General features: G+C 69.4%; 15 protein-coding genes. 4 read left to right on the top strand and 11 right to left on the bottom strand.

What is annotated here, in order from left to right:
- From VGE03_RS00145 to thpR, 3 genes are all read right to left on the bottom strand, one after another.
- Nucleotides 1-757 (bottom strand): NAD-dependent epimerase/dehydratase family protein (locus VGE03_RS00145; RefSeq protein ID WP_331044436.1); only part of this gene is annotated, 757 nt, incomplete at its 3' end.
- A 75-nt stretch (nucleotides 758-832) separates the two neighbouring features.
- Nucleotides 833-1,372 carry a GNAT family N-acetyltransferase gene (locus tag VGE03_RS00140; protein ID WP_331044435.1) on the bottom strand — a complete coding sequence of 180 codons (540 nt, stop codon included), beginning with the start codon at nucleotides 1,370-1,372 and terminating at the stop codon, nucleotides 833-835.
- Entirely contained in the window at nucleotides 1,369-1,908 is a 540-nt protein-coding gene (gene thpR / locus VGE03_RS00135; protein ID WP_331044434.1) for an RNA 2',3'-cyclic phosphodiesterase, read from the bottom strand. The genes VGE03_RS00140 and thpR overlap by 4 nt, the downstream gene beginning before the upstream one ends.
- Before the next feature lie 127 nt (nucleotides 1,909-2,035).
- On the opposite strand from thpR, the gene VGE03_RS00130 reads away from it, so the two are divergent.
- Nucleotides 2,036-2,776, top strand: a complete 741-nt coding sequence (locus tag VGE03_RS00130) for a Bax inhibitor-1/YccA family protein (RefSeq protein WP_331044433.1) — start codon at nucleotides 2,036-2,038, stop codon at nucleotides 2,774-2,776.
- A 65-nt stretch (nucleotides 2,777-2,841) separates the two neighbouring features.
- On the opposite strand, the gene VGE03_RS00125 is transcribed toward VGE03_RS00130, so the two are convergent.
- From VGE03_RS00125 to VGE03_RS00110, 4 genes are all read right to left on the bottom strand, one after another.
- Nucleotides 2,842-3,174: a DUF2794 domain-containing protein gene (locus tag VGE03_RS00125; protein ID WP_331044432.1), complete on the bottom strand. Its 333-nt coding sequence runs from the start codon at nucleotides 3,172-3,174 to the stop codon at nucleotides 2,842-2,844.
- A 326-nt stretch (nucleotides 3,175-3,500) separates the two neighbouring features.
- On the bottom strand, nucleotides 3,501-4,832 hold the full coding sequence (locus tag VGE03_RS00120) for a trypsin-like peptidase domain-containing protein (RefSeq protein ID WP_331044431.1): 1,332 nt from the start codon (nucleotides 4,830-4,832) through the stop codon (nucleotides 3,501-3,503).
- Nucleotides 4,833-4,863: 31 nt separating this feature from the next.
- Entirely contained in the window at nucleotides 4,864-6,312 is a 1,449-nt protein-coding gene (locus VGE03_RS00115) for a sensor histidine kinase (RefSeq protein WP_331044430.1), read from the bottom strand.
- 7 nt (nucleotides 6,313-6,319) lie between these two features.
- The gene (locus tag VGE03_RS00110) at nucleotides 6,320-7,132 is read right to left on the bottom strand and encodes a response regulator transcription factor (protein WP_331044429.1); all 813 of its coding nucleotides are present in this window, start codon (nucleotides 7,130-7,132) and stop codon (nucleotides 6,320-6,322) included.
- 174 nt (nucleotides 7,133-7,306) lie between these two features.
- On the opposite strand from VGE03_RS00110, the gene VGE03_RS00105 reads away from it, so the two are divergent.
- Entirely contained in the window at nucleotides 7,307-7,792 is a 486-nt protein-coding gene (locus tag VGE03_RS00105) for a hypothetical protein (RefSeq protein WP_331044428.1), read from the top strand.
- 59 nt (nucleotides 7,793-7,851) lie between these two features.
- On the opposite strand, the gene VGE03_RS00100 is transcribed toward VGE03_RS00105, so the two are convergent.
- Nucleotides 7,852-9,042 (bottom strand): acyl-CoA dehydrogenase, encoded by a 1,191-nt coding sequence (locus VGE03_RS00100; RefSeq protein WP_331044427.1) that lies wholly within the window; start codon nucleotides 9,040-9,042, stop codon nucleotides 7,852-7,854.
- 137 nt (nucleotides 9,043-9,179) lie between these two features.
- On the opposite strand from VGE03_RS00100, the gene VGE03_RS00095 reads away from it, so the two are divergent.
- Both VGE03_RS00095 and VGE03_RS00090 read left to right on the top strand, forming a co-directional pair.
- Nucleotides 9,180-9,446 (top strand): DUF6356 family protein, encoded by a 267-nt coding sequence (locus VGE03_RS00095; protein ID WP_331044426.1) that lies wholly within the window; start codon nucleotides 9,180-9,182, stop codon nucleotides 9,444-9,446.
- Nucleotides 9,447-9,517: 71 nt separating this feature from the next.
- Nucleotides 9,518-10,738, top strand: coding sequence for a CaiB/BaiF CoA-transferase family protein (locus VGE03_RS00090; protein WP_331044425.1), 1,221 nt, complete (start codon nucleotides 9,518-9,520; stop codon nucleotides 10,736-10,738).
- 8 nt (nucleotides 10,739-10,746) lie between these two features.
- Here the strand turns inward: VGE03_RS00090 and VGE03_RS00085 are convergent, their stop codons facing one another.
- The 3 genes from VGE03_RS00085 to odhB form a co-directional block, all read right to left on the bottom strand.
- Entirely contained in the window at nucleotides 10,747-11,127 is a 381-nt protein-coding gene (locus VGE03_RS00085) for a hypothetical protein (protein ID WP_331044424.1), read from the bottom strand.
- 95 nt (nucleotides 11,128-11,222) lie between these two features.
- Nucleotides 11,223-11,666, bottom strand: coding sequence for a putative signal transducing protein (locus tag VGE03_RS00080; protein WP_331044423.1), 444 nt, complete (start codon nucleotides 11,664-11,666; stop codon nucleotides 11,223-11,225).
- A gap of 87 nt (nucleotides 11,667-11,753) precedes the next feature.
- Complete coding sequence (odhB, locus tag VGE03_RS00075) at nucleotides 11,754-13,253, bottom strand: 2-oxoglutarate dehydrogenase complex dihydrolipoyllysine-residue succinyltransferase (RefSeq protein WP_331044422.1); 1,500 nt, start codon at nucleotides 13,251-13,253, stop codon at nucleotides 11,754-11,756.
- Between the last annotated feature and the right edge of the window lie 49 nt (nucleotides 13,254-13,302).

Genomic DNA, 13,302 nt, shown 5'->3' with positions numbered 1-13,302 from the left:
CCTGCATCAGGAAGCGGTTCAGCACCGTGCCGTAGTCGCCGTCATAGTCGAAGCGGTTGATCAGCCGCTCGTCCTTGCGGGTCTCCTCGGTCTGGGCGCCCCAGACGATGCCCTGGTGCAGGTCGGTGATCCGGACGCCGTCGTTCTTGGCGTAGAACTGGAACAGCAGGGCATCCTGCGTCTTGGTCATGTGGTAGATCGAGCCCGGGTTCGGCGGGAACAGGATCTCCTGCTCGGTGGGGCCGAAATCGGTGTCCACCGTGACCTTCAAATAGCCCTCGGGGATGCGCAGGCCGGCGGTCGTGTAGCCGTACACCCCCATGGTGCCCAGGTGCGCCAGATGGACGTCCCGCCCGCTCTCGACGATGGCCGCCAGCAGGTGGTTGGTGGCGTTCAGATTGTTGTCGACCGTGTACAGCTTGTGCCGGGCCGTCTTCATCGAATAGGGCGCGGCGCGCTGCTCGGCGAAGTGGACGACGCTGTCGGGCGCCCAGTCGCGGATCAGGGTGACCAGGCGGTCGAATTCCTTGCCGACCGTCAGGTTCACGAACTCGATGGTCTTGCCCGAGACCTCTTTCCACGCGGCGATGCGCTCGCCCATGGTCCGGATCGGGGTCAGGGACTGGACCTCCAGCTCGTTGTCGATGTTGCGACGGCTGAGGTTGTCGACGACGCAGACATCCCAGCCGCGCGCCGACAGATGCAGCGCCGTCGGCCATCCGCAGAAGCCGTCGCCGCCCAGAACCAGTACGCGCATATCCACCCTCGTCATTGCGTGAGGTCCTGCCTAGCGGAACCCGGCCAGCCGTAAAAGCGGCGCCTTACCGCAGGTTCAACGGCGCGGGCGGGCCTTCCAGTCGGCCCGGCTCTGGCCCCAGGCGTCCACGGTGAGCTCGTGGAAGGGCGGCGGCAGGCGCGTCGGGCCCAGATTGCGCGAGCCCAGCCGCTCGGCCAGCCGCTGCGACGGCGTGTTGTCCGGGTCGATGCAGTGGATCACATCCTCCCAGCCCAGCACGTCGAAGGCGTAGTCCAGCGCCGCCGTCGCCGCCTCCACGCCGTAGCCCTTGCCCTGCGCGTCCGGGTGCAGGCCCCAGCCGACTTCATCGCCCGGCCAGCCGTGCGGCCGCCACGGACCGATCCGGCCGAGCCACAGGCCGGTGTCGCGCTCGACCACCGAGAACATCGACACCCCGGTCAGGCTCCAGGCGCCGGCCATGGTCATGAAGCCCCGCCATGCCGTCGCCGCAGGCTGGACGCCGCCGAGGAAGCGCGACGCCTCCGGATCCGCCATCATCTCGGCCCAGCGCGGAAAGTCCTCCATCGCGATGGGGCGCAGGGTCAGGCGTTCGGTCTGAAGCACCGGTCCGGTCACAGCAGATACTCCCGTTCAAGCTGATACTGGCTGCCGTCCGAGGTCAGGACGCTGGAATACAGGCCGAAGCGATCAATGCGGATCGGCGGCGAATGCAGCAGGTTATGGCCGGTGATCCAGGCGCCGACGCGGGCCGGATCGGTCTGGGGCTTCAGATAGGCCAGGGTCAGGTGCGGGCGGTACTCCCGCCGCTCGATGTCGATCCGCGCCCGTTCCGCCGCCGACCGGCAGCGCCCCGCCAGCACGTTCAGCCGCTCGCTCGGCGCGACGCCGGCCCAGATCGTGTGGCTGCGGTGGGCGTCGCCGAAGGCGCCCACGCCCTGAAGCTCGATTTCGAAGGCCCCGCCCGTCGCCGCGCGCTCCAGCTCGGCGGCCAGATCGTCAGCGCGGCGCTCGTCGATCTCGCCATAGAAGGCCAGGGTGATGTGCAGATGCTCCTCGCCGCGCCATTTGGCTCCGGGCAGGCCGGTCTGGCGACGCTTCAGCGTCTCGGCCACATCGTCAGGGACGGACAGGGCGGTGAAGAGCCGGATCATGCGACCGTTGGTAGCGGGTCTGAACCCAACCCCCAAGTCCGGTTTTCCTTGCGGAAGGGTCTGACGCGACCGATATTTGCTGCAAAGGCCGGGTGCTTGCCCGGTTTAACGGAGGATCGAAACCGCGATGAGCGATTTCAGAAACGGCTATTCCATTCCGCAGACCGCCGACATGTCGGTGGATGCGGGCCTGCGCAAATTCATGCTCGGGGTCTACAACAAGCTGGCGATCGGCCTGGTCGTCGCCGGCGCCCTGGCCTGGGTGGTCGGCAATGTGCCGGCGGTCCAGCAGCTCTTCTACGTCCAGACGGCCACCGGCTTCAGCATGACCCTGCTGGGCATGGGCATCCAGTTCCTGCCGCTGGTCCTGATCTTCGGCTCGATGTTCTTCATGAAGAACCCCACCGCGGCGGGCACCAACCTGCTGTACTGGGCGGTCGTCGCCTCGATGGGCGCGTCGCTGGGCTGGATCTTCCTGCGCTACACTCAAACGAGCGTCGCCTCGACCTTCTTCATCACCGCGGCGGCGTTCGGCGGCCTGAGCCTGTTCGGTTACACGACCAAGAAGGACCTGTCGGGCATCGGCAGCTTCCTGATCATGGCCATGATCGGCCTGGTCCTCGCATCGATCGTGAACCTCTTCCTCGGCTCCAGCATGCTGTACTGGATCATCACCTACGCGGGCGTGCTGATCTTCTCGGGTCTGATCGCCTACGACACCCAGCGCCTGAAGATGACCTACTACGCCTTGGGCGGTGACCAGAACGCCCTCGGCGTGGCCACCAGCTACGGCGCCCTGAGCCTGTTCATCGACTTCGTGAACCTGTTCCTGTTCCTGCTGCGCATCTTCGGCGGCAACCGGAACTAAGGGCCTCAAGCAGCGAGCGATAGGCCCAAAAGACAGAAGGCCCCGGAGCGATCCGGGGCCTTTTTCTATTCGATGACGGTGAACTTGCGACTGTCGAAGACCCGCAGGACCTGGGGCAGGTCCCGGCCCCGTTTTAGGACCATGCCGCCCTCACCGATCACCGCCCATTCGCCCTGCTTCAGGCGCAGGGCCGGGCGCTTCTCGATGCGATAGGCCGGGGCGTCGCCCGCCCGTCGGAAGACGGCGAACTCGGCGACGTCCTTGTGCCCGATCATGGCGTAGTCGCGCCATTCGCCCTGGGCGACCATGCGGCCATAGACCCTCAGGATCTGGTCCAGTTCGCGGCGGTCGAAGAAGACCGGTCCGGCCTGGGGCTGCGCGTCGGCGGCGTCGCTCATGGGATCAATCTAGGCCGCCCCGCGCCGGGCGCCAGCCCCCTCCGCCGAACAGCGTGTCCGGAACGCCGCAATCCGAAGAAATTGCGCAGAACACGAAAACGCCTCCGTTCCGCCCATCGCCCGCCCCCTTGGGAGGCGACACCGGAGACATCGGCTCGTCGGAGTTCGGAACGGTTCCGGATCCTGAACAGCCCCCCCAGCCCCCCTGGATCGTTCCATAAAGGGCTTCGGCGGGCCGATGCTTCCTCCAAAGCGAGACGCCCGCTCCGCCACCTCCCCCCAACCGGCTGAGCGGGCGTTTTGCTGTCCGGAGCCCGGCGACGGCCTCAGGGCAGGTTGACCCGCTCCGTCTCGCCGCCGCGATCCACCGAAAGGCGATGCGCGCCCGCGCCGTCCAGGGCCTGCCCCAGCGCCGACAGGGTCGACACCGAGCGGCCGTTGACCGAACGGATCAGATCCCCGGCCTGCAGGCCCGCCGCCGCCGCGGGCGAGCCGCCCTCGACCGACACCACCTGCAGCCCGTCAGCGCTCGCCCGCACCGTGGCGCCGCGCGTCATCACCAGTTCGGAGCCGACCACGACCTGACGTTCGGCGCGGGCCTCGACGGTCAGGGTGGCGCGACGCTCATGGCTGTCCCGCAGATAGACGACCTCGACCTGGGTCCCCGGCTCGGCGATGCCGATGGTGGCCTGGACGGTGCCCGCGTTGGAGACCGGACGGTTGCCGATGCGGGTGATGATGTCGCCCCGACGCAGGCCCGCGGCCTCGGCCGACGAGCCCGGAGCCACGTCCTCGACCACCGCGCCGCGCACGATGCCCAGGCCGAACTCACGCGACCGCTCGGCGTTCAGCGAGCCCAGGATGGCGCCCGTCACGCCGCGCTTCACCTCGCCATGGGCGCGCAGTTGCTGGACGACGTACATCATGATCCGGCTGGGCACGGCGAAGGCGATGCCGTCGTTGCCACCGCCGCCGCCCGACAGGATGGAGGTGTTGATGCCGATCAGCCGGCCCCGGCTGTCCAGCAGCGGACCGCCCGAGTTGCCCGAGTTCACCGCCGCGTCGGTCTGGATGTAGTCCTCGATCCGGTCGCCCATGCCCGAGCGGCCGAGGCCCGAGATCACGCCCATGGTCAGGGTCTGGTCCAGCCCCAGCGGGTAACCGACCGCGAAGGCCAGATCGCCGGTGCGCAGGCTGTCCGAGCTGGCCACCTCGATCTGCGACAGGCCCGGGGCGGTGATCTGCAGCACCGCGATGTCGGTCGCCTTGTCCGCGCCGATCAGGACGGCGTCGAAGATACGACCGTCGGTCAGGTCGACGGTGAATTTCCGCCCGCCCTCGACGACGTGATTGTTGGTCACGACGATGCCCTGGGCCGCGTCGATCACCGCGCCGGAGCCGCTGGCCACCGGGCGGGGCTCGTCATCGCCCGAACTGGGGCCCGACGAGGCGCCGAGGGTCGTCACCTGGACCACCGCCGGCAGGGCGCGCTCCAGATCGGTGGCGAAGGTGAACACGCCGCGGTCGGCGTCATACGGGAAGGGATTGGTCGGGACCGGCGCCGTCTGGGCCGAGGCGGGGACGGCGATCAGCAGGGGCGCGGCGAGCGCCATGGCCAGCACGGAAACCCCGCCTGCCCGGAAAATGGTGCGCCGCATGCTCGTATCCCCTTCAGTCTCGTCCCGGACCCTAGCGCGAGAATTGCGCCGTGACGACAGCCCCCGGATGGGCGTCATCAATCGTCATGACCGCGCCATGTCGTTTGAGGATCGCCCGCACGAAGGCCAGGCCCATGCCGTGGCTTTCGCGCCCCTCCGCCGTCGAGGCGGCGACGGCGGCCGCGGCGTCGCCGGCGTGGGCGCCGAAGCCCGGCCCCTGATCCGCCACGGACAGGCGCGGCCGCCCCTCGTCGCCCCCCACAGTCAGGGTCACGACACCGCCGTCGGGCGAATACTTCACCGCATTGTCCACCAGATTGGCCGTCGCGCGCTGCAGCAGGGTGCGGACGCCCAGCACCTCGACCGGCTCGGCGACGACCCGGATCGCGACGCCCCGCTCCTCGGCCAGCGGCTCGTAGAGTTCGGCGCACTGGCGGGCCAGCACGTCCAGCCGCACGGCCTCGAACGACCACGCCTCGCCGTCGCGCAGCGCCATCGCCTCGTTCATGGCGCGGGTCAGTTCCTGCAGGTCGGCGCGAGCCTCGGCGACCAGTCGCTTCATGGCCGGCGTCGAGGCGCTTTCGCCCAGCTGTTCCAGGCGCGCGGTCGCCCGCGCGATCGGGGTGCGGAAATCATGGGCCAACTGGTCGGCGGAATCCCTCAGCCAGGCGAGCAGCTCCTCCAGCCGATCCAGCGTCCGGTTCACATGGCCCGACAGTTCGGTCAGCTCCGGCGCGACCTCGGTCTCGGGCGCGCGCTCGGAAAAGTCGCCGACGGCTGCCCGGTCCAGGGCGACGCTGACGCGGGCCACGGCGCTGGTCAGGCGACGACGGGCGAAGGTGGCCGCGACCAGACCGATGGCCAGCAACAGGACCCCCGCCCCGATCACCGCCGCCACCGCCCAGCCCCAGGCGTCTCCCGAGGCGTCCACGACCCGTCCGACGGCGATGTCCAGCGCGCCCAGCGACCGGCGCACCACCACGACCTCGACGCCGCGCGACGGGCAAAGCACGCCCCTGCCCAGCCGGACCACATAGACGTCCTCGCCCAGCCGCGGCGAACGCTCGCCCCGCGTCGTCTCCAGCTCCGACAGCCCGGCCGGCTTGCCGACCGGGGCGCGGATGAACCGCACGCCCGCCCCGCCGCGACCGGTCTCGCAGGTCTCCTCCAGCGTCCGGGCCTCGTTCTCGCGCGCCGGACCGTTCTGGAAGGCCGTCAGCCAGTTGGACAGATAGACCGCGTCCGCCGGCGACAGGGCGTCGCCGGTCATCCCCTCCACGCCCAGTTTCGAGGCCATGGCGCCGTAGTCGTCCAGCGCCGCCAGCGCCGCCTTCTCCCGCTGATCCAGCCGGACGGCCGTGCCCGTGATGGCCAGCGACCCGGTCAGGGCCAGGGCGGACAGGACGGCGATCCCCGCCGCCAGCTGGGTGGTGGTGCGTCGCCCCAACCAGGCCCGGATGCGCCGCCACAGCTCCTTCACGGCGAACTCAGGCCGCCCAATCGGACAGGTCGCGGAACACCAGGCTCTGGCTGCGCGCGGACACGATCAGCGGATGCAGGTCCTCGCCCAGTTCGGGCGCCTGCTCCTTCAGCCGGCGACGCAGGGCGCTGATGCGGGCGTCGATGATGTTGACGAAATTGTCGGGCAGGAAGTTCCACTCCACCCAGCACCGGTCCCACAGCATGGTCTTGGTGACCGGCTGGCCGCGCGCGCTCATCAGCTCGCAGACGATGGCGAACTCCAGCGGCGACAGGTCGATGGTGCGCGACGTTCCGGCCAGCTCCAGCTTCACCGTGCGCGCCCCGAAGGACAGGCGGAAGGGGCCGTTGACCAGATCGGCGCTGACCGGCTTGGCCCGCCGGGCGGCGCGACGCAGCTGGGCGGCGATGCGCGCCAGCAGCTCCTCGTCCCCGACCGGCTTGGCCAGATAGTCGTCGGCGCCTTCCAGCAGGCCCTCGACCTTCTGCCGCTCGCCGCCCAGCGCAGTCAGCATCAGGGCCGGCGCGTCCGCGGACGGCCCCGAGGAGGCGCGCAGGCGCTTCAGGGTCTCCAGCCCATCCAGACCGGCGGTCATGCGGTCGAGGATCAGCACGTCATAGGCCCTGCCTGACGCCGCCTCGAGCGCGGCCTCGCCCCGATCCACCCGATCCACGACCTCGAACCCCGCGCGCAGCAGTCGGTCGGCGACGTGTTCGGACAGGTCTGGATCGTCCTCGAGCAGCAGGGCGGCGCGGCCCGCGAAGACATCGCGCAGCTGCGCGAAGGGGTCTTCGCCCGCGATCAGGGTTTCACCATCCATCAGCCGCCTCCCGTCGTCCGAACGATAGGAGGTTGAAGCGCAATGGCAATGCTCGACCGTCCTGATCCCACCTTGCCCGCGCGCGCGACGCGGCGCCGCTGACTCTTCCTGACCGAACATCGGTTGCGGAGCGGCGGGCGAATGCTACCGTTCCGGACGGACAGGAGACGCCCCATGATCACCGCCGCCGTACTCGCCCTCGCCCTGCAGACGACGCCGTCCGGCGCGGTCGATCCCGGCTCGCCGGAGCATCAGGCGGTGCTGGCGCCGGTGAATGCGGTGTTCGCCGCCCTCGCCGCCCGCAGCGCCGACGGTCTGGACGCCCATTTCGACCCGGCGGCCCAACTGACCGTCGTCCATGAGCGCGCCGGGGCCGCCAGCCGGGTGTCCCACCTGACCTGGCAGCAGTTCGCCGGCGGGCTGCAGCCGGGCCCCGAGCGGCTGGAAGAGGTGATGATCGCGCCCACGGTCGCCGTCGACGGCGACGTCGCCATGGTCTGGGGCCCGTACGTCTTCCGCATCGACGGCCGCCTGAGCCACTGCGGCGTCGACCACTTCAGCCTGGTCCGTCAGGCCGGCGTCTGGAAGATCACCGGCCTGACCTGGAACCAGCGCACCACCGGGTGCGAGGCTCTGGACGCGGCGGCGCGCGTACAGTGATGCGCTCAGGCAGCGAGGCTCCGCGAGCCGAGCGTTAGCGCGGCGCGAAGCGCCCCTTCCTAGAAAGCGCTTTCGCCCGTGATCGCCCGGCCGAGGATCAGGGCGTGGACGTCGTGGGCGCCCTCGTAGGTGTTCACGGTCTCGAGGTTCATGGCGTGGCGCATGACGTGCAGCTCGCCGGTGATGCCGGCGCCGCCGTGCATGTCGCGGGCCTCGCGGGCGATGGCCAGGGCCTTGCCGCAGTTGTTGCGCTTCATCATCGAGATGGCTTCCGGGCACCAGTCGCCGTTGTCCAGGCGACGGCCGAGCGCCAGCGCGCCCTCGAAGCCGAGGAAGATCTCGGTCTGCATGTCGGCCAGCTTCTTCTGCACCAGCTGGCGCGAGGACAGGGGACGGCCGAACAGCATGCGCTCGGCGACATAGTCGCGGGTGGCGTGGAAGCAGAACTCGGCCGCGCCCATGGCGCCCCAGGAGATGCCGTAGCGCGCCTTGTTCAGGCAGGAGAACGGCCCGCGCAGGCCCTTCACGTTCGGCAGCAGGTTCTCTTCCGGCACGAAGACGTCGTTCAGCCCGATGTCGCCGGTGATCGAGGCGCGCAAGGACAGCTTGTCGCCGATCTTGTCGGTGGTGAAGCCCTCCATGCCGCGCTCGACGATGAAGCCGCGGATCACGTCATCCAGCTTGGCCCAGACCACGGCCAGATCGCTGATCGGGCTGTTGGTGATCCAGTATTTGGCGCCGTTCAGGCGATAGCCGCCGTCGACCTTGACCGCCCTGGTCTTCATCGAGGCCGGGTCCGAACCGCCGTCCGCCTCGGTCAGGCCGAAGCAGCCGATCAGTTCACCGGCGGCCATGCGCGGCAGGAAGCGCATCTTCTGCTCTTCCGAGCCGAAGGCGTAGATCGGGTACATGGCCAGCGACGACTGCACCGACATGGCCGAGCGGTAGCCCGAATCGACCGCCTCGATTTCCCGCGCGATCAGGCCGTAGGCGACATGGCTGGCGCCCGCGCCGCCGTACTGTTCCGGCAGGGTCGCGCCGAGGAAGCCCATCTCGCCCATCTCGGTCATGATCGAGCGGTCGAAGGTCTCGTCGCGGAAGGCGGCAACCACGCGCGGCAGCAGCTGCTCGCGGGCATAGGCGCGCGCCGCCTCCTGGATCATCCGCTCGTCGTCGGTCAGCCGGCCGTCCAGATCCAGCGGGTCCTCCCAACGGAAGGTTTTCTGCGGAGCGTGCGAGCCGTCGGCCATGGTGGTGTTTCCTGTCGGTGCGGGGTTCAGGCGATCGTGAGCATCCGTGACGATCAGCCCCCCTGTTCTCCTGCGCGGTTTAGGCCAGAATAGCGGTCGCGGGTAGAGGGAGCGCCCGCTTCGGGGTAGGGACGACCATGAGCCGCACGCTGAAACGCCTGTTTGTCGACCATCCGCGCGAGGTCGAGGAAAGCTATCTGGAGCATATGGCGGCGTCCGGGCGATTCGGTCTGAAGCTGCTGCGCCTGGCCGGCTGCGCCTTCTGTCACGCCGTGGTGCCCGGCGTGTTCAAGACCACCGTCTCCGACGAGATCAAGGCGACCGCCCGCACCATGGGCCGTCGCGCCGACGAGGCCCGCGAATGCCGGATGAAGGACGCCGGCGTCTGGGACGTCGGACTTTAAGGGTCGAGGGACGAGGGTCGAGGGGCGAAAGACGGTGATCACCGCGCCTGACTGTCGTACGACCTGATCCCATGACCGACGCCGCCGCCCCTCGACCCTCAACCCTCGACCCTCGCCGCGGCCCCCTCTCCGGCATCCGCGTCCTCGATCTCAGCCGGGTACTGGCCGGCCCGTGGGCGACGCAGACGCTGGCGGACCTCGGCGCCGAGGTGATCAAGATCGAGCGGCCCGGCGTCGGTGACGACACCCGCCAGTGGGGCCCGCCCTTCACGGCGAAGGCCGACGGATCGAAGGGCGACGCCGCCTACTTCCTGTGCGCCAACCGGGGCAAGAAGTCGGTCGAGCTGGATATCGCCAGCCCCGAGGGCGCCGCCGCCGTGCGCGAACTGGCGAAGACCTGCGATGTGGTGGTCGAGAACTTCAAGACCGGCGGCCTGCGCAAATACGGGCTCGACTATGCGGGCCTGTCGGCGGTCAACCCGAAGCTGGTCTACTGCTCCATCACCGGCTTCGGGCAGGACGGGCCGGACGCCCACCGCGCCGGCTATGACTACATGATCCAGGCCATGGGCGGGCTGATGTCCATCACCGGCCAGCCGGACGGCGCGCCGGGCGCCGAGCCGATGAAGGTCGGGGTGGCGGTCGTCGACCTGTTCACCGGCCTGTACGCCTCCAACGCCATCATGGCGGCCCTGCTGCACGCAAGGGCGACGGGTGAGGGTCAACACATCGACATCGCCCTGTTCGACGTCCAGGCGGCGATGCTGGCCAACCAGGCGACCAATTTCTTCGTCTCGGGCAAGGCGCCGACGCGGATGGGCAACGCCCACCCCAACCTGGCTCCCTACCAGCCCTTCCCGTGCAGCGACGGCATGGTGGTGATCGCCGTCGGCAATGACGGCCAGTACCGCGCCCTGTGCCTGGCGCTGGGGGTGGAGAGCCTCGGGACCGACGCCCGCTTCGCCACCAACGCCCAGCGGGTGGCGCATCGGGACGAGCTGACCCTGACCCTGTCGACCCTGACCGGCAAACACAGCATGAAGGCCCTGATGGCCCTGCTGGAGGCGGCGGGCGTGCCCTGCGGCCCGGTCAACACCATCGATCAGGTGTTCGGGGAACCGCAGGCGGTGCATCGCTGTCTGGAGGTGCATCAGACCCGCGCCGATCTGGACGGCCCGGTCCGCACCGTGGCCTCGCCGATCCGCATGTCGAGGACTCCCGTCGCCTATGACCGGGCGCCGCCCGCGCTGGGGGCGGATACGGATGAGGTCCTGGGTGGGCTGAAGGGCTAGCCGCCGGGTTACAGGATGCAGACCCATTCCTGGTAGGGCATCGGCGCAGCCTCCCAACCCGTCAGGGTCAGGAGAATGCCCAGCCCCACGGCGACGACGAAGAGAACCGGCCCCAGCCCACGCGGCTGGCCTGAACGTCCGGTCGGAGCTTCCTCCGGCTCCTCCTCGATCTGCTCGCCACCGGCGCGCAGGCTGTTGAGCAGGGCGCCGGCGGCGGCCGCCTGATTGTCCGGCACCGAGAGCCCCACTCCGCCCAGTGCCAGCAGCGCCAGTGTGTTGGTCTTGGCGTGTTCCGCCCCGCCCAGCACGGGATCGAAGCCTTCTGCCCGAAGACGCGCGGCGGCGATCTCGGCTTCGTACACATCGGCGAAACGGGCGATCTCGGTCATGTCCATGACCTTCAGATAGTGACGGTCGCCGTTCCGGCCACCCCGATCTGCGAACAGCGCACTGCTCTGACGGCGCCGCACGCGCTGTGCGCCGACTAGGGCGGGTTCAGCAGCATCTCCGTGCTGATCGTCACCGCGGCGACGATCGCTCCGGTCAGGACCACCGCGACAAGAATGCCTTGCCAGGACGGCGCCCGGAACCGGCGCGGCAGGGTGTTGCCCCAGAAGCCTCCGGTCGGGAAGGCCGCCACCGCCAGCAGGGTCCCGGCCACCCGGCCGCCCGTCGCCAGCGGCGGAATGTCGTCGCCCTCGTCGGTGGCGAACTCGCCCGCCCGCACCCGGGCCAACAGGCTGCGCGCCTCGGCGATGTCCGACGCGGCGGCCATCAGCCGGATGCCCAGCGCCCGCTGCATCAGGGGATCGACCGTCGTCTGGTAGCGCTCGGTCACCGACACCGTGATGCCGTGCGATTCCAGAAAGGCCGCCGCGAGGTCGGCCTCATAGACATCGTGAAAACGCGCCACCTCGAGCAGGCTCATAAGGCCAAGCTAGCACGCCCGCCGGAATTGAAAACGGCGGCCGCCCTTCGACGACCGCCGTTTCGATGTTTGTCCGGCAGACCGGCCTTACAGGTCCAGCAGGGCCCGCGCCGGGTCTTCCAGCAGTTCCTTGACCCGGACCAGGAAGGTCACGGCTTCCTTGCCGTCGACGATGCGGTGGTCGTAGCTGAGGGCGATGTACATCATCGGGCGGATCTTCACCTCGCCGTTGATGGCCATCGGACGCTGCACGATGTTGTGCATGCCCAGGATGCCCGACTGCGGCGCGTTCAGGATCGGCGTCGACATCAGCGAGCCGTAGGTGCCGCCGTTGGTGATGGTGAAGGTGCCGCCCTGCAGCTGGTCCAGGGTCAGGCTGCCGTCACGGGCGGCCTTGCCGAGGGCGCCGATGCCCTTCTCGATACCGGCCAGCGACAGGGTGTCCGCGTCGCGCAGGACCGGAACCACCAGACCCTTGTCGGTGCCGACGGCGACGCCGATGTCGTAGTGGTTCTTGTAGATGATGTCGGTGCCGTCGATCTCGGCGTTGACGGCCGGGATCTCGTGCAGGGCCTGGACGACGGCCTTGGTGAAGAAGGACATGAAGCCCAGCTTCACGCCGTGGCGCTTCTCGAACACGTCCTTGTACTGGGCGCGCAGGGCCATGACGTTGGTCATGTCCACCTCGTTGAAGGTGGTCAGCTGAGCGGCCGTGTTCTGCGATTCCTTCAGGCGACGGGCGATGGTCTGACGCAGGCGCGTCATCTTCACCCGCTCCTCGCGCGGCTGGTCGGCGCGCGGGGCGGCCACGACCTGGCTTTGGGCGGCGGCGGGAGCCGGAGCGGCGGCCGGAGCCGGAGCGGCCGAACCGATGGCGGCCAGCGCATCACCCTTGGTGATGTTGCCCTTCGGACCGGTGGCCGCGATGGCCTTCGGGTCGAGGTTGTTCTCGGAGACCACGCGCTGGACGGCCGGCGACAGGTGCGGCGCGTCGCCCGAAGGCGCGATCTGGGCCGAACCGGCGTTGGCTGGGGCGGCGGCCGGAGCCGGAGCGGCGGCGCCCGAGGCCGAGATCGAGCCGATCTGCTGGTTCGGGGTCACGGTCGCGCCCGCGTCGGCGAGGATGGTCAGGACGCCGGCAGCCGGGGCCGAGACTTCCACGGCGACCTTGTCGGTCTCGATCTCGACCAGCAGTTCGTCCTTGGCGACGGTGTCGCCCGACTTCTTCAGCCAGGTCCCCATCGAGCCTTCGGCGACGCTTTCGCCCATGGTCGGGACGTTGATGGCGACCGCATCGCCGCCCGAGGCGGCGGGCGCGGCGGCCGGGGCCGCGGGCGCGGCAGCGGCGGCGCCGCCTTCCGACACCGAACCCAGCACGGCGTTCGGGGTCACGGTGTCGCCCTCGCCGAACTTGATCTCGGCCAGAACGCCGTCGACCGGCGAAACGACTTCCAGCGAGACCTTGTCGGTCTCCAGCTCGACCAGGACCTCGTCCTTCTTCACCGGATCGCCGGCCTTCTTCGTCCACTTGCCGATGGTGGCTTCGGTGACGGATTCGCCGAGGGCGGGGGTGAGGATGTCGGCCATGGTCGGGTCCGGTTCTCTTCTGGTGCGGTCTGTTATCTAGTCATCATCC

The organism is Brevundimonas sp., from assembly GCF_036400995.1.
Taxonomy (GTDB): domain Bacteria; phylum Pseudomonadota; class Alphaproteobacteria; order Caulobacterales; family Caulobacteraceae; genus Brevundimonas.
The sequence above is the reverse complement of the archived record's forward strand: the minus strand, read 5'-3'. Positions and strand labels throughout refer to the sequence as shown.